Source organism: Enterococcus crotali, assembly GCF_000633635.1.
GTDB lineage: Bacteria > Bacillota > Bacilli > Lactobacillales > Enterococcaceae > Enterococcus_L > Enterococcus_L crotali.
Genome location: NZ_AYPQ01000007.1, coordinates 1 through 23,069, shown reverse-complemented (window position 1 = coordinate 23,069; position 23,069 = coordinate 1). Strand labels below are relative to the sequence as shown.

General features: G+C 36.4%; 22 protein-coding genes and 2 pseudogenes. 4 read left to right on the top strand and 20 right to left on the bottom strand.

Annotated elements, in window-relative coordinates; genetic code table 11:
- Nucleotides 1-2: 2 nt before the first annotated feature.
- The 18 genes from V192_RS0115045 to udk all read right to left on the bottom strand — a co-directional run bounded on the left by V192_RS0115045 (nucleotide 3) and on the right by udk (nucleotide 18,608).
- Nucleotides 3-1,091 carry a DUF871 domain-containing protein gene (locus V192_RS0115045; RefSeq protein ID WP_025873165.1) on the bottom strand — a complete coding sequence of 363 codons (1,089 nt, stop codon included), beginning with the start codon at nucleotides 1,089-1,091 and terminating at the stop codon, nucleotides 3-5.
- Between the two features lie 416 nt (nucleotides 1,092-1,507).
- Entirely contained in the window at nucleotides 1,508-2,827 is a 1,320-nt protein-coding gene (locus V192_RS0115040) for a PTS sugar transporter subunit IIC (protein ID WP_025873164.1), read from the bottom strand.
- A gap of 123 nt (nucleotides 2,828-2,950) precedes the next feature.
- Nucleotides 2,951-3,616: a DUF4310 family protein gene (locus tag V192_RS0115035; protein ID WP_025873163.1), complete on the bottom strand. Its 666-nt coding sequence runs from the start codon at nucleotides 3,614-3,616 to the stop codon at nucleotides 2,951-2,953.
- A gap of 25 nt (nucleotides 3,617-3,641) precedes the next feature.
- The gene (locus V192_RS0115030) at nucleotides 3,642-4,424 is read right to left on the bottom strand and encodes a DUF4311 domain-containing protein (RefSeq protein ID WP_025873162.1); all 783 of its coding nucleotides are present in this window, start codon (nucleotides 4,422-4,424) and stop codon (nucleotides 3,642-3,644) included.
- A complete protein-coding gene (locus V192_RS0115025) occupies nucleotides 4,425-4,799 on the bottom strand; it encodes a DUF4312 family protein (protein WP_025873161.1) in 375 nt (124 codons plus the stop codon).
- A gap of 169 nt (nucleotides 4,800-4,968) precedes the next feature.
- Nucleotides 4,969-5,322, bottom strand: a complete 354-nt coding sequence (locus V192_RS0115020; protein WP_010771052.1) for a glycine-rich SFCGS family protein — start codon at nucleotides 5,320-5,322, stop codon at nucleotides 4,969-4,971.
- A gap of 51 nt (nucleotides 5,323-5,373) precedes the next feature.
- Nucleotides 5,374-5,712 (bottom strand): PRD domain-containing protein, encoded by a 339-nt coding sequence (locus V192_RS0115015; protein ID WP_025873160.1) that lies wholly within the window; start codon nucleotides 5,710-5,712, stop codon nucleotides 5,374-5,376.
- Nucleotides 5,709-7,586, bottom strand: a complete 1,878-nt coding sequence (locus V192_RS0115010) for a BglG family transcription antiterminator (protein WP_035011491.1) — start codon at nucleotides 7,584-7,586, stop codon at nucleotides 5,709-5,711. The genes V192_RS0115015 and V192_RS0115010 overlap by 4 nt, the downstream gene beginning before the upstream one ends.
- 499 nt (nucleotides 7,587-8,085) lie before the next feature.
- Nucleotides 8,086-9,057: a Gfo/Idh/MocA family protein gene (locus V192_RS0115005; protein WP_025873158.1), complete on the bottom strand. Its 972-nt coding sequence runs from the start codon at nucleotides 9,055-9,057 to the stop codon at nucleotides 8,086-8,088.
- Nucleotides 9,058-9,381: 324 nt separating this feature from the next.
- Entirely contained in the window at nucleotides 9,382-9,723 is a 342-nt protein-coding gene (locus V192_RS0115000) for a type II toxin-antitoxin system PemK/MazF family toxin (protein ID WP_025873157.1), read from the bottom strand.
- A 523-nt stretch (nucleotides 9,724-10,246) separates the two neighbouring features.
- Nucleotides 10,247-11,731 carry a PASTA domain-containing protein gene (locus V192_RS0114995; RefSeq protein WP_025873156.1) on the bottom strand — a complete coding sequence of 495 codons (1,485 nt, stop codon included), beginning with the start codon at nucleotides 11,729-11,731 and terminating at the stop codon, nucleotides 10,247-10,249.
- The gene (locus tag V192_RS0114990; RefSeq protein WP_025873155.1) at nucleotides 11,724-12,398 is read right to left on the bottom strand and encodes an ABC transporter ATP-binding protein; all 675 of its coding nucleotides are present in this window, start codon (nucleotides 12,396-12,398) and stop codon (nucleotides 11,724-11,726) included. Before V192_RS0114990 ends, V192_RS0114995 begins: the two co-directional genes overlap by 8 nt.
- Nucleotides 12,399-12,410: 12 nt before the next feature.
- Nucleotides 12,411-13,892 carry an ABC transporter permease gene (locus V192_RS0114985; protein ID WP_025873154.1) on the bottom strand — a complete coding sequence of 494 codons (1,482 nt, stop codon included), beginning with the start codon at nucleotides 13,890-13,892 and terminating at the stop codon, nucleotides 12,411-12,413.
- Between the two features lie 93 nt (nucleotides 13,893-13,985).
- The gene (locus tag V192_RS0114980) at nucleotides 13,986-14,615 is read right to left on the bottom strand and encodes an ATP-binding cassette domain-containing protein (protein WP_239644702.1); all 630 of its coding nucleotides are present in this window, start codon (nucleotides 14,613-14,615) and stop codon (nucleotides 13,986-13,988) included.
- A gap of 47 nt (nucleotides 14,616-14,662) precedes the next feature.
- Nucleotides 14,663-16,003, bottom strand: coding sequence for an ABC transporter permease (locus V192_RS0114975; RefSeq protein ID WP_025873152.1), 1,341 nt, complete (start codon nucleotides 16,001-16,003; stop codon nucleotides 14,663-14,665).
- 57 nt (nucleotides 16,004-16,060) lie between these two features.
- A complete protein-coding gene (locus tag V192_RS0114970) occupies nucleotides 16,061-17,143 on the bottom strand; it encodes a sensor histidine kinase (RefSeq protein WP_025873151.1) in 1,083 nt (360 codons plus the stop codon).
- Nucleotides 17,134-17,802: a response regulator transcription factor gene (locus V192_RS0114965; protein WP_025873150.1), complete on the bottom strand. Its 669-nt coding sequence runs from the start codon at nucleotides 17,800-17,802 to the stop codon at nucleotides 17,134-17,136. The genes V192_RS0114970 and V192_RS0114965 overlap by 10 nt, the downstream gene beginning before the upstream one ends.
- 182 nt (nucleotides 17,803-17,984) lie before the next feature.
- Nucleotides 17,985-18,608: a uridine kinase gene (udk, locus tag V192_RS0114960; RefSeq protein ID WP_025873149.1), complete on the bottom strand. Its 624-nt coding sequence runs from the start codon at nucleotides 18,606-18,608 to the stop codon at nucleotides 17,985-17,987.
- A gap of 145 nt (nucleotides 18,609-18,753) precedes the next feature.
- On the opposite strand from udk, the gene V192_RS0114955 reads away from it, so the two are divergent.
- A complete protein-coding gene (locus tag V192_RS0114955; RefSeq protein ID WP_025873148.1) occupies nucleotides 18,754-19,206 on the top strand; it encodes a GNAT family N-acetyltransferase in 453 nt (150 codons plus the stop codon).
- A 52-nt stretch (nucleotides 19,207-19,258) separates the two neighbouring features.
- Here V192_RS0114955 and V192_RS20375 read toward each other — a convergent pair.
- Together V192_RS20375 and V192_RS0114945 are read right to left on the bottom strand one after the other, a co-directional pair.
- Nucleotides 19,259-19,944 (bottom strand): annotated as a pseudogene (locus tag V192_RS20375) (YjjG family noncanonical pyrimidine nucleotidase).
- Nucleotides 19,934-20,689 carry a 16S rRNA pseudouridine(516) synthase gene (locus V192_RS0114945; RefSeq protein ID WP_025873147.1) on the bottom strand — a complete coding sequence of 252 codons (756 nt, stop codon included), beginning with the start codon at nucleotides 20,687-20,689 and terminating at the stop codon, nucleotides 19,934-19,936. Before V192_RS0114945 ends, V192_RS20375 begins: the two are co-directional and overlap by 11 nt.
- A gap of 575 nt (nucleotides 20,690-21,264) precedes the next feature.
- Here V192_RS0114945 and V192_RS0114940 point away from each other — a divergent pair.
- The 3 genes and pseudogenes from V192_RS0114940 to V192_RS22885 all read left to right on the top strand — a co-directional run.
- Nucleotides 21,265-21,876: a 50S ribosomal protein L25/general stress protein Ctc gene (locus V192_RS0114940; RefSeq protein WP_025873146.1), complete on the top strand. Its 612-nt coding sequence runs from the start codon at nucleotides 21,265-21,267 to the stop codon at nucleotides 21,874-21,876.
- A gap of 97 nt (nucleotides 21,877-21,973) precedes the next feature.
- Nucleotides 21,974-22,549: an IS3 family transposase gene (locus V192_RS22890; protein ID WP_025873145.1), complete on the top strand. Its 576-nt coding sequence runs from the start codon at nucleotides 21,974-21,976 to the stop codon at nucleotides 22,547-22,549.
- A 198-nt stretch (nucleotides 22,550-22,747) separates the two neighbouring features.
- A pseudogene (locus V192_RS22885) lies at nucleotides 22,748-23,069 on the top strand (hypothetical protein); the annotation flags it as partial.

Sequence of the window (23,069 nt, the reverse complement as noted above, 5' to 3'; positions counted from 1 at the left end):
CCCTACTTTTCTTTAAATCTAAATTTCGTCCAGGGTTTTACAAAATCCAACAACAACAATTCTTTCTCTGTTATTTGGCCCACTTTATTTTTACGGGCATCTGAATGTGGCTGTAAAACAATTTGCAGTTCATTTTTGTATTTTCCAAAGGAATCATTGCCGATCACAATATCACCGATTTGAAACTCTTGTGTATTGTCATGTGCTGGATTCTCTTCATCTTTATACTTCTTACGAACTTCAGTTGAACGAACAACTTGATCTGTGATATCGCCACGGCGGAAGTGTTGCTCCGTCAATGTAATTGCCTTTTCAACTTCACTAGCGTTTTTCGTAAATTCAACGGCAAATTCTAATTGATAACGATTTAAGTTCCCTAGTAATTCTAATTCTTCATCTGACGCATAAGCATTTCCAATGATCACATCATCGATCAGACCTGTCGCAAACAAATGCTTCGTTTGGATATCCACTGGTAAATGTCGATGCATTTCTAATGTCGGCAATCCATCATTCACGTCCCAAGGACCAATCTTGCCTGTCTGAGAATTAATGAAAGCAGCTGTCCGAATCCCATGTTTTTTAAAACGAACGCTACAACGCTCAAAGAAATCATACGGCAGTGCCGTCCCCTCTTGTGGATAAAAATTATGACAGCCATAAAGAAACGGAACATTGGCCTCATAAGTTAAAATATTATCCAAATAAGCCACATCATTACTCATGTTCAATTCGATTGCTAAATCAAATGGATTAAACGTTAATTTTGCTTCTTTATTGCCATCAAACCCAACATCTAAACGAATTCCATCAGCACCCGTTTCATAAAAGAAGGTCAAATCATCATATGAAATTTGTAACTCATCAAAAATATTTGGTGCTACATCCAAAATTGTTTCATAGCCTAAGCTTTTTGCATATGAGATCAATGATTTGAACCGCTCTTTTACAACTTCTTTGCCTTCTGTTACTTCTAGCATACTCATAAAGATTCGTGAAAATCCACATTCACTAGCTTTTTTTAAATAAGCTTTATCTTTTTCTATATCACTATGATCTGGATAAACAGATACACCTAATGCTCTTTTCATTCCTATTACCCTCGCTTTATATGGTCGAATTTATGTCTGTACTTCCAAGAAATGACTGAACTGCACAATATAGTGACAGTTCCTACTATGAATAAAGGTTGTCTAACTAAAATTCCAATTACGATCGATAAGAAAATCAAACCGATCGAAGTAACACATAGATGCAACAATCTTAAATCCGTAAATTTTGTAGGCAGCCATTTTCTTTCAATCATTACCTGACTAAGAATAAAAAATACGATGAACCAAATGATCATGACCTTCATCACCAAAGAGAGGTTGGGACAAAAGCATCAAAGTCCTCTTATTTTCGAAGCCTTCAACTCTTAGTGCTTCTAGCACTTAGTCAACAAAGGATGGTGCAAAACTGTTTTTTGTTTTGTCCCATCCTCTCCTCTCTCCCTTTCTTTTCTCGATTAAGCCGCAGCGTTTGCTTTTTGTTCAGCTGCTAATTCTTCTGCTTCTTTGTCCAATTGTTGTTTTTCATATACTTTGAAGAACGGGTAGTAAATCGCCAAAGTAATCGCGAAATTGACACAGACCAATAACGCTGCCGGAACACTCCAGTTGGTACTCATCCAAGCCGCAATCGGCGCAGGTATGGCAAATGGTAAACGCGCTGCCATCATCGGAATCACATTTGTGACAGTTAAGAAATAAGAAAAAGTTGTCGTGATCAAAGGTGCCACGATAAATGGAATCCCTAAAATCGGGTTCATTACGATCGGTGTACCAAAAATCACTGGCTCATTGATATTGAATAATCCTGGTAAGAAAGACAAACGGCCTAAACTTTTCAGATATGTTGATTTAGAAAACATCATTAAAACGACTAAAGCTAAAGTAGTACCGGCACCGCCGATCCAGATAAACCATTGTAAAAATTGTTCCGTAAAAATATTTGGCAAATTATGAACAGACGCACCTTCTTGAAAGGCAAGTGTATTTTCTGCAATCGACATATCCCAAAACGGTCTGATAACAGGACCCATGATTGCTGGTCCGTGAATTCCTAAGACCCAGAAGAAACAAATCAAGAAGACTGTAAGCAGTCCGCCAAATAAGCTATTTCCTGCCAAGGTATCTTTCAACGGCATCAATAATGTACTTAAGAACCCATTTAAATCAAAGCCAATAACGTGACGAATCACCCAAAATAGTAATAAAATCACTGCGCCTGGAATCAATGCGATAAATGAATTAGACACTTCAGGTGGAACACCATCAGGCATTTTGATCGTAATATCTTTTTGAATAAAGAAACGATAAATTTCTACAGAAACAAGCGCCGTAACGATTGCACCAAAGAGTGATGCTGAGCCAATGTTTGCTAAATTGATGTAACGACCTGCCCCAATCACATCTTTCACATCTTCAAACACTCTTGTAGGCGGTGCTGCTGTGACTAAAAATGCCATAACAGCTAAGATCCCGCAAGTCAGTGAATCCAACTTATAACTTGTCGCTAAAGAAGAAGCGATCCCAAACGTTGCATATAAAGCTAAAATCCCCATCGTATAGCGTGACGGAATATCCAACACCGCTTGATACGGCTCAATAAATTTCATATAAGCATCGATCGGGATATTCTGAAATACTGTAAAGAAAGCACCCACAATTGTCAAAGGCATCGTCGCGATAAGACCCTTTCTAATCGCTGTCATATGTCTTTGAGAGCCAAATTTATTGGCAATCGGCATCAATTTTACTTCCATCCATTGCACAAAACCATTCATTCCTATTGTCCTCCGTTCAAAAAATTAGTATGAATAAAAAATCAAATTATTTCCCATTCATAATAACATGGTAACATTATAATGTAAACGGTTTTCAAAAGAAAAGTGCAACTTCATTGAATTTTAACTAGGTAAATCAACCGGGAATATTGCACCAAAGATCATTGCGCCTAAAATCGCACCACCAGCAATCGGTTTTTTCCACACATAGAAAATCACGGCACCGATAACTGAACCGATCCCAATTGGTGCAGAGGCTCCACATGCACTGATAATAATTAACGGACCTAAGAAACGACCAGAAGCGTTACCTGCTCCCATCATGACGTCTGCACCAAATGTAGAATTAGACTGATTAATAGTAAATTTACGAATCATAATGATAATGCCGCCAATGATCAACCCAAGAACCATTCCAGTTAATAAAGAAAGGCCGAAGTTTTCAACTGGTGCTGAGATCCCCATACTCAAAAGAATCGCTGGAACTCCGATCCCTACTCCCGTTAAGATTGCGCCGCCAATATCTAGAATGCCGACTAATGAGCCTTCTAAAATACGAGCAAATAAGAAACTTGCCCCAAATGCCGCGGCCGCACCATAAGAGCCGCCGTCCATCCCAGCCTTCAGCATGGCAACGATTGCTACTTCATTAAAGGCTCCCACGCCATGCTCCATATACATATGTGTTCCAGCAAACACTCCTGCCGACAATAAACCAACTAAAATTGGAAATGACCAGTCAGCAAACCAAAAACTCTTTTTTTCTTGTAAGTCTAATGTTTCTTCCATTGCAGTTTCCTCGCTTTCTTTTCAATTATTTACCAATACTGAATACATCATGCATACTTTGCAGCCAACCTGGAATTTGTAAACGGAAACTTTCAATCATTTGTAAATCGAAACCACGGAAAAAGGCACTGAATACAAATAATAAAATGATTGCAGCCATCATACTTTTCGTCACTTTATTCCAACCGATTTCATCGACACCTTTACCAATCAAAATCCCTAAAACAACACCGGGAACAGCATTACCCATGATCATCGTTGCAAGACCGCCGAAAATTGTTGCCCAAAGTCCAGAACGCTTGCCAGCATCGATCGCCGCCAACCAAAATAATACCGGCATTACTGTATTGATTAATAAATTTGCAGCCGGCACTAAAACAGCGATTGCGGTTACTTGTAATGACTCTGGAATGGCGGACGCTGTTGTATTCAAGAAAGCCACGACCAGCATTCCGACAATAGCCCCTGAAATCCCCATTTTCTTAGGATTGTGCATTGTTTCAGCAACATTTTTATTTTTTACTAATAATGCTGCAGCAGCCCAGTTGGGAATAACTCGATGATCCACATCTTGTGTAAATGCCCCAGCTCCAACAGTTGAAGCCCAAGCATTAAAGAAGAAACCTAATCCAAATGAAAAGTGACTGGCCGCATCTCCTTCACAAGCATTCATTTCCCCTAAGGTTCTAAAAGCACCTAACCCTTGTGTACTTGGTGCATGAAACATTCTCGCTGCTCCTGCTCCTGCTGCAAACCCAACTAATCCCCCAATCAGTAACGACTTGAGTAAAACGACTAAAACATCCATTTAATTTACCTCCTTATGCATTCTTTTTTTCTTTCCGAAAGGGATGGGAAGACCATTTGGATCAGCAACTTTTTTCTCTACAAACGGGATTGTTTCCATCTCGATCAAGGTAATTTCTACTTCGACGCCTAACAATACTCGATAATCCACACGCGTACGCGGTAAAAAGAAAAAGAAAAAACGTTCAGTATAGGTTTCTTGTTCAGCCTTTACGATCTGAATATCCAACGGTTCGATCCGGACGATCACATCGTCTTTTTCCTTTAATACTCGATTATGAATTTGATTCAGCGCATTCGCAAAAGCCAGATTTTTCTCTTTCCCTGTTCCTTCAACTTGAATGATCTGACGTTTTTTAGTGGTTACTTGTTCCATTGGTTTTCCCCTTCCTATTTTAAAAAAACTGAACAGGCTTATTCCGCTTTGACTGGAAAAGAAGAAAAACGATTGAGATACTTGTTAACTCATCCTGTTTTATCTTTTCCCCAAAGACCAGCACCTAAGTGCGTAGTGCTAGTCTTATAAAGCTAGCTAGTTCCAATGATTAGCCGTTCTTTTTCATATACGCTTCAACAATACGCTTACCTAGTTCCTCTTGATCCATAAACCCAAATCCTAAAACTGTTTTACCATCATTGATAGCGGTCACTCCTTCATCGATCGAACGCATACCATGACGTTCTGGATAGCCATATTTTGTTGCTGCTGTTAAAGCCCCAGCTCCACCACTTCCACAAAATGAAATGCCTAAGTCTGCGTTTTCTTGCTGCATCACATCACCTAAACGCATATCTGCTCCCATTCCCGGTACAACGACAGCCTTGCCGCCCGCTGCTTCTACTCCTTTTGCTACATTTTGTCCTTTTCCTAAACGATCTGCGATTACTACTGTTATCATCATAATTCCTCCAATTTTTAAAGCTGAACAGGCTCATTTAGCTGTTCTCGCTTATTCTTCGTTTTGTCTTGCCGCTTCAAAATGAATCGATAATACATACATTTCATCTTGCGGCAAATTACCAATATGCTGAACCACTTGATCCGCAATTGTTAAGGCCTCTTTAGACACTTCTTCAAACATTATTGGATCAACACCTGACATTTTTTCTCCAGCAATTGAGCGTTTGATCATTTCATTGACATGATTGATCAAAATCGTCCATTGCAACTCAGTCGGTTGAATCATCTGTTCTACTAACAATGTGCTGATTTTTTCCAGTGATGCTTCCAACTCAACTTGATTTGAACTTTCATCAATGATTTTTTGAGCATCGTCATTCAACTTCATGCGTGCTCCTCCTCTCTTATATAATTCAATAAAGCAGTAATTTCTGCTTGATTAACCATTAAATCATTTTTAGCAAAAATCCGTTCAATTTGTTCCACTAATTCTTGCTGTGCCAACAAGGTTTCTTTGACTACATTTCCCTCATTTTCGTATTGACTATCAAACGTGATCCGATGGACCATCAACATCACATGAAGCAAAAATGCTTCTTTATATTCTTGTGTCAATTTTTCGGCAAATGCCTTTAGCAATTCTTCATAAATCACATAAGCTCGTACGAGAATATCTCGGCTTTCCACTTCGATTCCTTGTTTTTCTTTAATTTGCTGACGTGGGATCAAACGTGGTCCCTTGCCAGTTTTTGCATGTGTCAAAATTTTATTGACTTCTTCTTGGATGCTATGAATATCAGATTCCGTTGGTAATGGATTCACTTTTACGAACGGTCGATTTACGATTTCAATTGGAAAAATACTTAAGACCAAATCTGGATTCTTTTCCTCTATTGTATCCACCGCATTTAAAACAGAAGCAAAACCTGCAATCTCAACATTAGCGACTTCCTCTAGAATTTTCTGTTCAATCAGGCTGGTTACACCCAACCCTGTTGAACATACATAAACGATCCGAACTACATTGACTTCATGCTGATTTTTTTCGTAAGCCACTAAAAAGTGCAGCGCAATATAAGCAATAAATGAATCGTTAATCAACAATGCCGAACCTACAATGTCGCTTTGACTAGCAAGTTGGATTGCAGAAAATAATTGTGGGTACTTGGCCTTGATGTCATCAACAAACGGATTATATTCATTTATAAAAAGATGTTTCTTTGTTAATCGCAAAGATAAATGAGCAAAAAGATTGGTAAACAATTGCCGATCACGGTAAAAAGGAAACTTGAGTTCTTCTGACACGTCCTTGATCAGCTCTTCAGTCAAACTAACAATATCCTGCTGATTATTGGCTACAAACACATCACTATAAATATAGAAATACTCATCTGCTAAAAGTGGCAACTCATAAAAGTCGAAAACCTTTTTCATCAATAGAAAGGGCAATTCTTGTTTTTGCTGGAGTACATTTTGATTCGTCAACATTTTATAACCACCAACAGTATGGTGTAGCTGCATTCTAGAAGTTGCGATCGCTACTCGTAATGTGATCGACAGAATTTCTGCATAATTAAACTGATCAAATAAAGAAGGATCTAAAAGGTTTGTCATTTCTTTTAACGCAACTTGATAAATTTTTTGAAAGATCGTATTGACGCCAACATGAACTTCCTGCATTTTTTTCTGTTGCCCAGATTGAACAAAATAGCTCATAATTTGATAAATATCATACTCTGTTATTTCTTTTTGTGTGATGTATTCCATCAACAAGCGGATTTTACTTTCTTCTCCTATGATTGAAAATCCTTGACGACTTTGCCTGTTCAGTACAAGACCATACGTCTGGATCAACTCTTGTACACGATCTAAATCACTGACAATTGTATTTCTGCTAACTTGGATTTCATCTGCCAACTCCTGAGAAGTTAAACAATCAGGTGCCAGCAATAAACGGAAAATCAATTGATTTACTCGTAACTCCTGATCAGGATAGGTTTCAAAGCGCTCCACCTCGATAATTTCATTTTTCAAGGTCAATCGTTCTGAATCAGGTAGTTCCAGCCAAATACCTTTATTACGGCGCGTCTGCAGTAAAACATTCTGTTCTTTAAACCAATCACGAACATTCTCCAAATCATATTTGATCGTTCTTACGCTGACTTGAAACGTTTCTGCCAATTCTTTTGTAGTAACACTTTCTTCTAAATCTAAAAGCAATAACAAGATTTTTATTTCTCGTTTTGATAAGTGCAGTGACATAAACTCACCAACTTTCTTTCCCTTACACTTGAACTATAGCTTGATTTTTATTGCATAACAACACAAAAAAGTTGCACTTACACAAGTGCAACTTTCTTAGTATACTATTTTTATTCAACGATTTAAATTTCTTTATTCGTTATTTTATAATGCTTCATCCAAATTTTCCATGCGTAGATGCTGGGTTTTCAAGTGATTTTTTTAGTGCAACAAAATTTATCTATTATTAAATAGTTTTTGCACCAACTCTTGTCACAGCAAAAAAGAAGACCGAAGTCTTCTTTTTTACCACAGTATTTATAAAAATAAATAGATAACATCTTCTCCACAAAAATATTTATCCGACACGCCTACATCCGGTAGGTATGATTTAACATATGTGCCTCTGTTGTTTTGTTAATCACTAGCCGTCAAAACGGAACAGCCTAAGCTGTCTGATTAAGTCAACTCGTCGCATGAGAATTACTTTAACACAGATAACCTATGATTGCAACTGCTTCTATATATTATCTGCTTTGAGCCATTTTGTATAAAGTTGTTCTACCAAGCGGACAGTGTCTAGCGTCATCTGTTTTGTCATAATCGGACTTTCAATCAACTGTTCTTGTAGACAGTCATTCACATGATCCACTTCAAAAACAAACTCACTTGCAAATTCACCCAGCAACTCCTCTTGACTACCATCTGCATAGTAAACAACCGCCTGCTTAGCTTTCCAAAAATAAGGAATTTCGATGCGGCCTTTCTCACCATAAATCGTCATTTTACTTGGAATATCTACTTTTACGGAAATAAAAATATTCCCCAACACTTGATTTTGAAACTTTAGAGCCAAAGTCACTTGATCATCTGTTGTACCTTTGTTTCTCGTTACGCTACCACTATACTCTTCAATAGAATGGCCCAACATAAATTGCATATACTGAATTGGATAACTGCCAGAACCACGCAAAGTGCCCCCGCCTGCTTCTAATGAATGAAACCAACTGATATGCTCTACATTTGGATAAGAGGTCGTCGATTGCATCCAACGAACCTCGCCGATTTTATTTTGCTGGAGGATATGTTTTACTTGTTCGCTGATCGGTAAAAAAACAGATTTTTGTGCTTCCATTAAGAAACAACCCTTTTTTTCTGCCAATTCAAACAGTTCTTCTGCTTGTGAAACTTCTAAAGTAAAAGGCTTTTCAACTAAAACATGTTTCTGATGTGTTAAAGCCATTTTCGCCGCTTCATAGTGTCCCTTGTTATAGGTAGCCACATAGATAATATCTATAGCTTCATCTTTACACAATGCCTCATAACTGCCATATGCTTTGGAAATCCCCAATTCCTTTGCCATTCGCTCTGCTTTTTCCAAACTTCGTGAAGCAATCGCCGTAGCTTCTCCTACTTTACTTTGCTTGATTCCAGCCACAAAGCGAGGCACGATTTGCGCTGTACTTAAAATACCATACCGAATCGTCTTCATCCATATCGTCTCCTTCCTTTATACTATAACGATAAATTCTAAAAAATTCAAAAAACTCTCTTACCATAACTCTCACTATATCTAAATAATACAACAGCAGATAACTAAAAATCGTTCCGTACCTCTTCTCACTCAGTCTAATTTCTATACACTGAAATAGACTGAGACAAACGGTGAAAAACACCCTCATCTCAGCCTAGCTCGTCCATTTTGATTATCCAAAAAGCATATTCGCGAATTGCTCGGTCTACTTATTACCCTAATTATTTCAATCCTTTGTTTACGAATATTTATGTATATCTTTACCTATGTACTACTCCTTATTCAACGAATACCAATACTTATTTTCAGTGCTTGGTTGACCTTCAACATATCGTCTTCTTGTAACTGACAAATTTTGTGAAGGATTCGTTCTTTATCCAATGTTCGGATCTGTTCCAGTAATACCAACGACGGTGTCATTCGATCGTCATGAGGTATATCCACCTTGACCTGTGTCGGCTGCATTTTTTTATTTACATTTCTAGTGATTGGTGCAACGATCAACGTTGGACTAAATAAGTTCCCCTTGTTATTTTGAATAATCAATACTGGCCTAATCCCTCCTTGCTCTGAACCAACAACAGGCGAGAGGTTCGCATAAAAGATTTCTCCCCTTCGCATCATAATAGTTTATCACCTCTAATCTAACAAAAACTTCTTCTGTGTAAATTATATCATGCTTTTATAGTAAAATTTTTCAATATTTTATACTAACCTCTGAAAACTTTGATAATCTCTATAAAAAGGAGGATTTCATGAGAAAATAAGCAAAATCCATTTTATCTAAAAAACAAAAAAAATAAGTATTTTTCTGCTTTTAAAAACTTTAAAAATTCAAATAGACACTATAATTCCAAATATAAAAAATAAAAAAAGACCAATAAATAAACTAAAGCGCTCCATAACTTTATTTAAGTAGAAAATAAAACCACTCAAAACCAATCCTTTTATTTTTTTATTCTTAGTAAAAATACAATTTACATTTAAATAAACTAATTAAAAAAACTGCTCCATTTTCCTGACATCTAACACAGGAAAACCCTTCTCATTGAATTCTTATTTTTCAGGTGAACAATTGCTTTGTACTAAAAAAAGAAACCAGATGAAAACAACACCTGATTTCTTACTTTACGATTCTATTTATATGCTAGTGTGACTTTTCTTTCGAATCTGGTTCCTTGGCAGAATCATTACCAGAAGCTTTAGGTGATTGATTTTCTGCTCCCTCTAAATTCCCTAAGCTGATATCCAAAGCGACTGTATAGTCTAGTGGGACATACAGATTATACGCACTCATTCCAACAACTGTTCCTTTAGGTTCTGCCGAGTCAACATACCTGACCGTATACTGAATATTTGCACCTTTTGATTGAAATTCCTCATAAAATTGTTTTTGTAAATCACCTTCTAAGGTATTTCCTCTTAAATCTTTAAGGTACGGTTGACCTGCTGAATAGTAGACTTTCACTTTCAAGTCATCCTTACTTGTTAACTGAGTTCCGGCTTCAACACTTTGGGAAATCAATTGTCCATAAGGCACATTGTTCGTAAATACACTTTTGGCTTGAATGGTCAATCCTTCTACAGCACTTCCTGCTTCTTCTTGTGTATAGTCTGCAAAATTCGGTACAATAAATCCTTTACCAAGCGATACGGTGACAGTTAAGCTATCTTTCTTAGCAACTTTTTGATCTTTAGCAATACTTTGAGAAATAATGCTTTCTACAGGTATTTCTGCTGAGCTGGCCTCTTCATAGGTCACTTTGATATCATTTGTTTTGGCCCAGCTTTCAACTTCCGTCTTCATTTTTTTCGTGAAATCAGGAACAGAAATATTTTTTTCATAAGTTTCTTTGCCTTTAGAATAATACATATTGGCTTTGTCTTTGCGTTTGTAATTTTCCTTCGTGACTTCTTTATTAACAATTTCAAAGCGCGCAGCTTTGCCTTTTTCCAAGGTATCACTATATTCATCTATGAGCGATATGTTCTCTGCTTTATTGTCCTTGATCCATTTTTCAGCTTCTGATTTTTTCATCGCCATAAAGTCAGGCAACGTCAATTTTTCTTCTGGATCAGCACCGGTGCTTGCTTCGACTGTTAATTCCGCTCCTTTTTTGATTTTACTGCCTTTTTTTACTTTTTGTGAAATTATTTTGTTCGCTTCTACCTTGTCACTATATGTTTGATCCACTTTTAATTTCACTTTATTGTCAGTCGCCCATGTACGTGCTTCCGCTAAATCTTTTCCTGCAAAGTCAGGGAGTTCCACATGCGTCATTTGATAATAACCAAAATACAGGATACAAAGTGCCGCAAAGCTACCTATACTGATCAGTAAAATTTTTTGTTTTCTTTTCTTATGATACGTAGGATCTATTTCTGTTTCATCTTCTGACTGACTTCTTCTTGTCTGTGAAGTCGTTGGTTGTTCCGCTTCAGAAGAAGCAGAGAAGCTATCAACTTTTCGGTCAGCCATATTGACTGGTCCGATCCTTGTTTGAGGTTCATTTGATGAAGAAGCCGTTGCTTCCTGTTTTGTTGCTTCTTCTTTTTCAGAGCCTTCCTGCAGCTTTTTTTCCTTTGTACTATCATAATTTGATTTATTGAAATTAGATAGAAAATCACTCATTCAACATCAACTCACCTTGCTTAAGAAAATAGGTTTTATCTGATTGTTTTGCTATTTCATTGGAGTGGGTAACAACGATCACACATTTATTATGTGTTTCAGCCAAATCTTTAAAGATATCCACGATTTCTTGTTCCATGCCTTCGTCTAAATTTCCTGTTGGCTCATCGGCTAGTATAATATCGACATTGGTCGCCAACGCTCTAGCAATTGCCACACGTTGTTGTTCTCCACCTGATAATTGCCCGACTAAACGATCTGCTTTGGCTTTATTGATGCCGATATAATCCAATAAATTATACGCTACTTCACGGTTATCTTTAGGCATATCGTTATCTGTGATCGACATTGCTACTAAAACATTTTCTAACGCTGTTAAATATGGGACTAAATTGTAACTTTGAAAAATAATACTGATATCATCTCTACGATACTTTTCTAGTCCAATGGTTTTGATATTTTGACCTTTGTATAAAACCTCACCAGATTTCGGTTCATCCAATGCACTGATCAACGAAAGAAAGGTTGTTTTTCCTGAACCAGACTGGCCTAGAATCGTGTAAAATCGTCCTTGTTCAAAATTGATCGATGTATCTTGTAAAATCATTCGACGTTTGTCTCCGTCTTGATAAAAATAGCTCACGTTTTTTGTTTGTAAAATTGTCATATTGTTTTCCTCCTACATCATGATTTTCTTTGGATTCAAGCGCAAAACATACGTCAGAGGTAAAACCGCAGACAGTAAAACTGTACTTAATCCTGCAATCAAGAACGTCACGATATAGCTAATTGAGAACTTCACTTCATAGGCACTAGAGACATCTTCGGTTGTTAACGTTGGCAAACTAGAGCCTCCACCGACCATCATCATTCCACCATTACTTGCTGCATCTCCAGTTTGTGAAAATGCATCACTGGCAATCAAAGATTCTGAGACCATTTTCCCAAGAATATTCCCTGTAACTAAAGAAAGACACATAGCAACAAGACTAATCAGTAACAATTCAATCAAAATCTGTTGCATTACTTTAACTCTTGTTTCACCTAAAGATAGATAGATACCTAATTCATGTTTACGGTCACGCAAGAAGAGAATGACTACTAGTGAAATGATCAGCAAAGTTGCACCGATAGCTAAAAGCACTACATAACCGGAAATTTGTGACATTTTTTTGAATGTCCCACCTACTTGATCATATTGATCAGTCGAAGCATTCAACTTGAAGCCTTCTGGAATCAACGATTTTGCTTCTTCCTTAAAGACTTCCACATCCTCTGGTGATTTTAGAACATATACAGGCGTGATTTGATTCATCTCTTCTTCTGTCACATCTGTACCGTCAGCTTTTTTATACCGATCTGGTATCAATGATTTCCCTTTTTCAAATTCAGCTTTGTTGATATTCATCACAGCCTCATTTGGCATATAAACAGTATTGAACTGCTCTGTTTCCATAAATTGCTCGTCCATCCCTTTTTTATCTTTGCCATCTGATTTTTTCTTTTCAACACTTGTCGGTTCAAACAGACCAATAATTTCTACTGGATGATCTTGGCTGCCTAGCTCTTCCAATGAACCATCATCTTTATAATCAACGATGGAACTATCCAGCACAACTTTATCTCCTACATTAAACCCATTTGCCTCTGCTACTTTTTTTGAGAGGATTGCAACATCTTTCCCGCTGTTGATCTCATCTTGCTTAAATGTACGTCCCTCAACTAAGTTTACTTTTTTATCTTTAAAATCCATTGGTTCTACTAAGTTGTTCCCTTTAAGATTCAATACTTTTGGCATGTTAACTGCTGCTGTACCATTTTCCATTTCATAACTTTTGACTTTTTTTACCATTAGACTGGTTTTCACATTGTAGTCAAATTCTTTAACATAGGACGACGACCCTATTTTTTTGATATCTCCGACCGTTAAAGCTTCAGGCGAAAAGGATTGACCTTCATCCATCAACTTTTCATAATCTAACTCAACAGTTACAGTAGCACCTAAATCATGCTTGATTTTCTTTTCAACATTTGCAGTAGATTGCTGAATCGCGATCGATCCGGCAATAACATTACCTAATATAAAAATAACTGCAAATAAAATAAGTGATTTTCCTTTTCTCCTTGTCACACTACACAATGCTCGATTCCAATAGTTCATATACTCTTCCTTCCTACTTAAAAACAATGTAGAAATCACTCAAGTAGCTATCATTACACTATTTCACCAAGCTCACAACAACCTTGATCTACTCTAAAGTTTTTTATTTTCTACATTATCCTTGATAAATGATAGTTTCCCACCATTCAATCCCCACAGCTCATCAACATATGCTGCAATTGCTTTTGATCGCGAGCTGATGATGATACACTTGTTTTCATTTTTCGCGTATATACGTATGTACTCCATGACCATTTCTAATGGCAGTTCACTTAATGACACAACAGGTTCGTCGATCAAGACAATTTCAGGATCATTGATTATTGCTTTAGTCAAATAAACGCGTTGTTGATTGGAAACAGATAATTTTTTTATTTTTTGATTTGCCAACTTTTTATCGATCCCGACTTTTTTTAAAGCTTCATACAACGGATCATTTCCTTGTATACAAGAATTAAGCGTACACAATTTAAGAGTTGTCAAAGCTGTTTCATTTGGGAGTAGATTATACTGTTGAAAAACTGTGCCAATTTCCTGCTGGCGGTAGTGATCTCGATCGATTTTTTCAAGGCTTTGATTGTTGAAAAGGATCGTACCCGAATCAACTGTATCTATTCCTGCGATCAATGCAAGTAATGCCGTTTTTCCTACTCCTCTTTTCCCCAAAATGCCATAAACCTTCCCCGGTAAAAAATCGATCGTCACATCATCCAATACAGTCACTTTGTTTTTTTTATGCGTATATACTATATTTTTAAGAGAGAGAATCATTATTCATTTATGTTCCTTTCTAACAAAAAATCAATAGGTTCAAATTTGAAAATCTTATAACTTTCGACAGAAATGATCGTAATCAAAAAGAAACATGCAATTCCGATCATCATGAGAATAGCATCATTGTTGATTACCATAGGAATCGATGTGATAGCTTTGGTTTCCCCGCTCCCCATAACACTAAACAACTGGTCAACATTTCCCATCACCAGTTTTTGATTTTTCAATTGCCAATCGGCAATCGGTTGTACGATCCATTTAGCAATCAATAATGCGAAGCTGAAGCTAAACACTGTAACAACTATCAATTCGATTAGTCGACTACTGATCAGTTGCTTTTGTGTGATTCCTATATTACGCATCACACAAATTTCTGTTTGCTTTTGTTTAAACGTCCGAATGGAAAATAATGCCACACTAAAGTTGCCAAATAGTAATAACCCTAATAAAATCGTTCCAGCCAATGTTCCTAAGCCATTAACTGGACTTAAGAGCATCTGCATATTCGCCTCATTGGTCATGACCTGATACTCACTAGGTAGACCTTTGGCTTGGATTTCTTTAAGAAATGCATCAAAATCATCCGTTTTTTTTAATTCATAGGACACGCTGCTGTATCCGAAACGGTTAAAATTTTTTATTGCATGCAACGTTTCCCAGTTCGTAAAAACATCATTTTCCTGAATGTTCATCCATTCACTGGCTCCATTTGATTGGGTCTGTTTTTTAGGACGATACATCCCAGCGATTACCAACGTTTGCTTCTCTACCTGCTCATTTCCTGTTACCGTCACTTGAATCGAATCACCTATCTTAAGCTGATTCATCTGCGCTAACGCTTCACTGATCAAGCATTCATTCCTTTTTAGATTGGTGCTTCCTGCACTGATTTCCATACCGCTTTCTGAGAGATGTTTTGTAAGCTCTGTTGCTCCAGCACCAAACCAATTAGCTGCGGTTTGATAAGAAGTTTGTGTCAATACATCATCTTCTACCCTCCGAACTGGACTTGCAGTTGCAACTGTCTTTAAGGTTTCAAAAGATACTGGAACACTTGCTGTCATTTGTATGTTATTTACATACGCCGATTCTCCAAATTTGAGATACTGTTCTTTTGTTAGTTTTTCTTCATGCGTTAAATTACTTAAACCTGATTCAAGAATCGTTACTAGCATCGTAAACTGCTTACTGTAATTTTTTGCAAATAATTTAGCAGATGTATACATGGTGTTTGTCACCATTGAACTTAAAATCAAAAGAAATAAAATGATGCCGACTAGTATATAATTCCAAGTGTTTCTTTTAAGATTTAAGAAAGCATGTTTAAAGACGAACATGTTCTTACTCTCCCCCTTCCTTGTTCCTACAATACCAAATCAATTGTTAACTGAATGTTAACTTTCAGAAATTTGTGGAAATGATAGATAAAAAGTGGACCCTTGATCTTTTTCACTTTCAACGTAAACAAACCCTCGACATAAGTCACATACATGGGAAACCACTGACAAACCAATACCATAGCCATCTTGTTTTAAGCCATTGATTCGATAATTATGATTAAAAATAGTCGCATGGACTGCCGGATCGATTCCTTTGCCATGATCTTTGATCTCAACGATAATACTACCTTTTCGGTTATTGACAGATACTTCAATCGGTTTGTTGTCCCCATATTTGATTGCATTATCCACTAAATTTGAGACTGCTCGGTAAATCCAGCGGTTCTTCCCTAAAATCAGCGTTGAATCGATCTCATCAAAAGAAAATGTCAGCATAGGATAGCTTTTACGGTATGTGTCGCAAACCTCTGCACAGATCATAGAAACATCGACAGATTCACTCATGGTTTCTTCCGTACTGTTTGAAAGCGTCAAGATATCATCGATACTATCAGTTAACCGATCCAAAATATGTAGATTACCTGTATCATTTTGCTGCAACTCTAGATTCGCTCTTAAAATTGCAATGGCATTTTTTTGTTCATGAGTCAGATAACTGCTAAGCCTTTTATAATCATTTAAATTTCCATCAACTTTATCTTTTAATTGTTTGAAGGCTTCGGCAACAGATTTATCTTCGACTTTTTCCTCTGAAAACTTTTCTAAAAACTGTAAATCATGAATGATCGAAACCATTTGCTTTGTATAAATCCTTCGTAAAACAACCCACAAGGTCATAGTCAAAACTAAAATAGCTGAACAGACCACTAGAATGATCATCGGCAAATACTTTAATAAACTATTTAAATAAATATCATCCAGTGCTTGTGTACTGACTAATTCAGAGGCCTTAAGTTCAATTGTTGCCGTCGGTTGAGCCATTGTTTCATTGACCACATACACAGCGGAACCGATCGACTGACCTATATTTAGTGAATGCCAGTTACTTTTGATTGCAAAAAAACCACCACTGATAATCAAAATAATAAAAAAGGCAAAGCTCAAAACAGTTAAACTGATTTTTAAATTTACTCGCATAATTGATATCCTTTCGCTCTAATCGTTTTTAGTAAGTCTTTTCCAGACGCTTGAGCAAGTTGCTTTTTTAAACGAGCAAGATGAACTCGTAAAACGGAGGAAAATGGATCAAAATTTTCATCATAAACGTGTTCGGCTATCTCTTCGGTCGAAACAACTGCTGGATGCTTTTGAGCAATGCACAATAAAATATCAAATTCTTTTGGCTTTAATATAACTTCTGAATTTTCATAGCAAACAAAGCGCTTCACTGGATCGATCATTAACAGTCCGATCTTGATATGGGGCGAAGTTCGTCCATGGAAACGTCGAACAACGGCACGAATACGTGCGACTAATTCTAATAATTCAAACGGTTTTACTAAATAATCATCTGCTCCAAAATCAAGCCCTTTTGCCCGTTCTTCAATTTCGTCTCTAGCTGTAGTAATAATAATTGGACTATCTATATTCGATTCTCTTAAAAAGTTTAAGATCGATAACCCATCTTTATCAGGTAAATTCAAGTCTAATAAAATAACATCATATGTATTGACATACGCTTTCTCTTCACCATCCACACCAGAAAAAGCGAGATCTACCGAAAATTTTTCCCGTTCTAATCCTTTTTGTACAGATAACGCTAATTCACGATTGTCTTCAATAATTAAAATTCTCATCTAATTCGTTCCTTTCAAAATAACTGCCCTGTGCTCATAGTTATCTCATAAGATACTATATCTAAGAATGATTTGTCTATGATTCATTTTTTTAAATCAAAATAAAATAACAAATAAGCAGCCATTGTATTTGATAAATCCAAATACAATGGCTGCTTATTCACTCTTTTTCTACTGATAACTCAATTTAAAATACTGGCTACCTTTGTCGTGATCAAATCAATCGCTACATGATTTTCTCCACCTTCTGGAACAATCACATCTGCATAACGTTTCGTTGGTTCGATAAATTGATGGTACATTGGTTTTACCACAGTCAAATATTGTTCAATAACAGAATCTAAGGTTCTGCCTCGCTCTTCCATATCACGTTTGATTCTGCGGATAATACGGATATCGTCATCTGTATCCACATACAGTTTAATATCCATCAACTCTCTTAAACGGACATCTTCCAAAATCAGAATCCCTTCTAAAATAATCACTTCTTTTGGTTCTTGAATAATAATATCCGAACTTCGCGTATGAGCAACATAATCATACACTGGTTTTTCAATTGACTGATAGTTTATCAGTTGTTGTAAATGTTCGATCAGTAAATCCGTATCAAAAGCAAACGGGTGATCATAATTAGTCGTTAATCTTTCTTCAAAACTCAGATGGCTTTGATCTTTATAGTAGGAATCTTGTTCCAGCATCATGATCGAATGATTTGGGAAATGATTGAAAATCGCCCGACTGACACTGGTTTTCCCACTACCTGAACCACCAGTAACACCAATCACGATTGGTTGAGTATTTTTCATTCAACGAAACCTCTCTCTTATCTGTAATAGTCATAATAACCTTTTTCTATTATAATAGAAACGAGCCAGAAAGCTACAGTTTTATCTATTTATTTTTTAAACTTTTTCATTTATTGAATCGGTGTATCAGAAAGGAAAATATAGCATGACAATTAAAGAAATTCAGACTCTGCAAACAATTCATTATGACTTATTATTATCGGCTGATCCAGATAATCATTTAGTTGATGACTATGTAAAGCGCGGCCTGTGTTTTGACCTCGTTTTTAATAAAACCATAGCTGGTATTTTAGTCTTACTTCCGACTAGACCAGAAACACTGGAAATCGTCAATATTGCTGTAGCTGAAAATGTTCAAGGTCAAGGGCTTGGTGAAAAATTGCTCCAGTTTGCTTTAGCTTATGCCACAAATAATCATTACAAGACCGTAGAAATCGGCACTGGCAGTACTAGCTTCGGACAATTGTATCTTTATCAAAAATGTGGGTTTCGTCTAACAAGTATCGATCGCGACTTTTTCCTTCGTCATTATAAGGAAGAAATCATCGAAAATAAGCTTGTTTTAAAAGACATGATTCGATTAAGTATCGATCTATAAACAAAAGATAGCGACTACGAGAGGTTTTCAAGATTCGTAATCGCTGTTTTTTTTATTGTTCTAATACCTTAAAAATCTCATCTAGCTGACTGATTTCATAAGTGGGCTGAATATCCGTCAGCGCTGGTTGCTTCGATGGATTTAACCAAAGCGTTTGAATATTTGATACGTTTCCACCTTGAATATCAGAAGCAAGTGAATCGCCAATGATCAGCGTTTTTTCCCGCTCAAAGCTAGGAATTCGCTCAAAAACATAATCAAAGTATTCCTTCATCGGCTTTTGATAACCTACTTCTTCTGAAACAAAAATATCATTGAAAAATGCGGTCATTTTTGAATCATTCAACCGCTGATATTGCGTTTTTGCGACACCATTTGTCACAATATATAAGTCATAATCCGGTTGAAGTCGTTCGATAATTTCTTTACTGTTCCCTAATAAATCATGACCTTGACTTAAATGATAGCGATATTGCTCCCCCATTTTTTCCCATCAACATTTTTATTGAACTGAGCAAATAACAAGCTAAAACGAGTATCTGTCACTGTTTTTTTATCTGTTTTGCCTTGCTCAAATTCACGCCACAACTGACTGTTGATTTTTTTATAGGTTGCTTCTATTTCATCCGTTAAGAAAAGTCCTTCTTCTTGAAAAAGGGCCTGTAAAGCTTTTTTTTCTGTTAATTGAAAATCTAACAACGTATCATCAACATCAAATAATAAGGTTTTAAATTTCATATTCCACACTCTTTTCTTTTTTATGAATAGTAAAATAAGGTAATAAAGCTTGTAATTCTTCTTGATTTAAAGGGCGGTACTCCCCTAAGCTCAGTGTTGGATCTAGTTGGATCGGTCCCATCGATAACCGTTTTAAGTAAATCACTTTTTTCCCTACAGCTAAAAACATTTTTTTGACCTGATGAAATTTTCCTTCGGTGATATCTAAATAGGCACGGCTTTCATTAATCTCTGACGATAAAATCATCAGCTCTGCGGGCTTACATTTTTTTCCATCAGCAAACACGACACCTTCAGAAAACGCCTTACAATCAACTATCGTTAATGGCTCATTCACGATGACTTCATAACGCTTTGAGACTTTTTTATGGGGTAATAATAATTGATAGCCCAACTGGCCATTATCTGTTAACAGCAACAATCCTTCTGTATCACGGTCTAATCGACCGACAGGATATAAGCCCGATCTTTGGTCACTTGCACTGATTAAATCAATAACTGTTGTGTGTTGGGTATCTTTGACCGCAGTCACGACACCTTGAGGTTTATTCAGCATGTAATAGACATGTGTTTTTTGCTGAATTTTTTTATCACCAACAAAAATATCTTGCAATGCTGCATCTACATTTAAGCTTTCACTCAGAATGATTTGCCCATCAACGGTCACTTGTTTGCTGCGGATAAGAGCTTTGACTTTTCTTCTAGATCCAATTTTTTCTTGTTCTAATAGTTTATCTAAACGCATTTTTTTTCCTCATTTCAATTAATAGTTTAGTATAAACGCCGTCGAATGAAAAGCAATCAAGATAATAAAGTCGTTGATTTTTTTGCTAGAGCAATCTTTAAGTAAAAATTAAAAGACTTCACTTCCCTTGACTTAACTTTAGATTCGCGTTATGGTTGATATAGAAAGTGAATAAGGTTTCTCAAAAACAGCGTAATGACCTGGGAGAGAATAAAGTATCATATGGAATTTTCCCCTGGATAATTGTGCACAATTATTCGGGATTTTTTGTCTTTGCTGTCCTTTTTTTGTAGAAGCAACTTGTTCGTTTAACAAATGAACAGGAGAACTTTAGCTAAGTTAACGGCTTTTACAAGTTTATACGAAGCGTCAGTGAAACTCCTTTTTTACATTATTTTGCTTTTTGTAGATAACCAAATATAAATTCATTTTGATTTATCAAGCGATGTGGAATAGTTCTTCGGAGAAAAAGATAAAATATGCCTGTGACAAAAAATATCACAACCATGTTTCTCTATTTTTCTATCAGAATGAAATGAACCCACTACGCTTTAAATTTAAGGAGGATTTTGGTTATGTCAGTATCGTTAGAAGTTAAAGAAAGAGCTGTCCGTCCACGTTCCCTAAGAAATCAACTACGTCACACAGGTCAAGTTCCCGCCGTCGTTTATGGATATGAAATTGAAAGTACGCCTATCTCAGTTGATCAAAAAGAATTAACGAAAGTTTTACGAGACAATGGTGCCAACGCTGTAATCACAATGACTATTGGTGGTAAAAAAATCAATACATTGCTGTTTAAAGCACAATTGGACACTTTTACAAGCCAAATGAAACACGTTGAATTTTTAGCTGTAAACATGAAAGAAACAACTGAAGTAGAAGCTGAAATTGTTCTTGTGGGTGAATCTGAAGGTGTGAAATCCGGTGGTGAACTAACACAAAACTTATACAATGTTTTAGTTTCAGCTACACCAGATAAATTACCAGAACGTGTAGAAGTTGATATTACAAAACTTGCAATCGGTGACGCATTAACTGTTGCTGATTTACCAAAAAATAAAGATTATGACATCATTACTGATAGTGAAGAACAAATCGTAGCAGTCACAGAAGCCAAAGCAGCGACTGAAGAAAGCTCCGAAGAAGCAGCTGAACCTACAGTGATCGGTGAAAAACCAGAATAACTGGTCAATTAAATATATAATGAAAGAGATAAGGCAAAAATGAACCGACCCCAAAAAGTTAGACCAAAAATCTAATTTTTTGGAGGTCGGTATTTTTATGTCTAAATATAACTTTGAACTTAAACTAAAAATTGTTCAAGAATATCTGGTAGGGAAAGGAGGAATACAAGCTTTAGCAAATAAGCATGGGGTTAAAACAATGGAACAAGTGCATAGGTGGATCAATGCTTATCAAGAATTCGGTGAAGAAGGTCTTTTACGAAAACGCCAAAATCAGAATTATTCTGTTCAATTCAAGCTAAATGCGATAGAGTTATATCAAACAAGTGAGTTCTCCTATCGTGAAGTTGCCAATATTCTTGAAATGAATAATCCAACTCTTATTGCCAATTGGATGCGAAAATTCCGAAAAGAAGGAATCGATGGGCTCTCAAAAGAGAAAGGGCGTCTATCTGCCATGCCAAAAAAAGAAGAAAAGACAAAGAACCATTCAATTAAAGAAACGCTAGAAGAGCAGAACCGCATCAAAGAATTAGAAAAGCAGGTTCGTACTCTTCAAATTGAAAATTCCTTTTTAAAAGAACTGAGGAAGCTGCGAAAACAGGGAGCTCACCAACGACGAGTGAATCAATCGCGCGAATCATCGCAAGCCTCCGAGGACAGTTCAAATTAGTTGAGCTTCTTAAAGCATTGAATTTTCTAAATCAACCTTTATGTATTGGCAAAAACGGTTTGACCGAAAAAATCCAAATCAGGAAATTGAAACAGAGATGCTTCATATTCGTCAAAAGCATAAAGATTACGGCTGTTTACGAATGACGAACGAACTAAGGAACCGAGGATTCCATGTGAATAAAAAGAAGTTCAACGCTTGATTCGAAAGCTAAGGATTGAAGTCCGCTCTTATACACGGAAATCCCGTCGCTATAGCTCGTATCGTGGAAAAGTTGGAACGATTGCCAAGAACCGAATCCGACGTCGCTTTTACACGAGTGTTTGTCATCAAAAAATGACGACAGATACAACAGAATTAAAGTATTTTTACTGTGATCCCAAAGATCATTCGTCAAAGAAGTTATACTTAGATCCTTTTATGGATATGTATAATAGTGAAATTCTTTCTTATCGTATCTCAGAAAAACCAWMGTTAAGAAAAAAAGAACGTACCTTACATATGAAGGGTTGCAAGATCG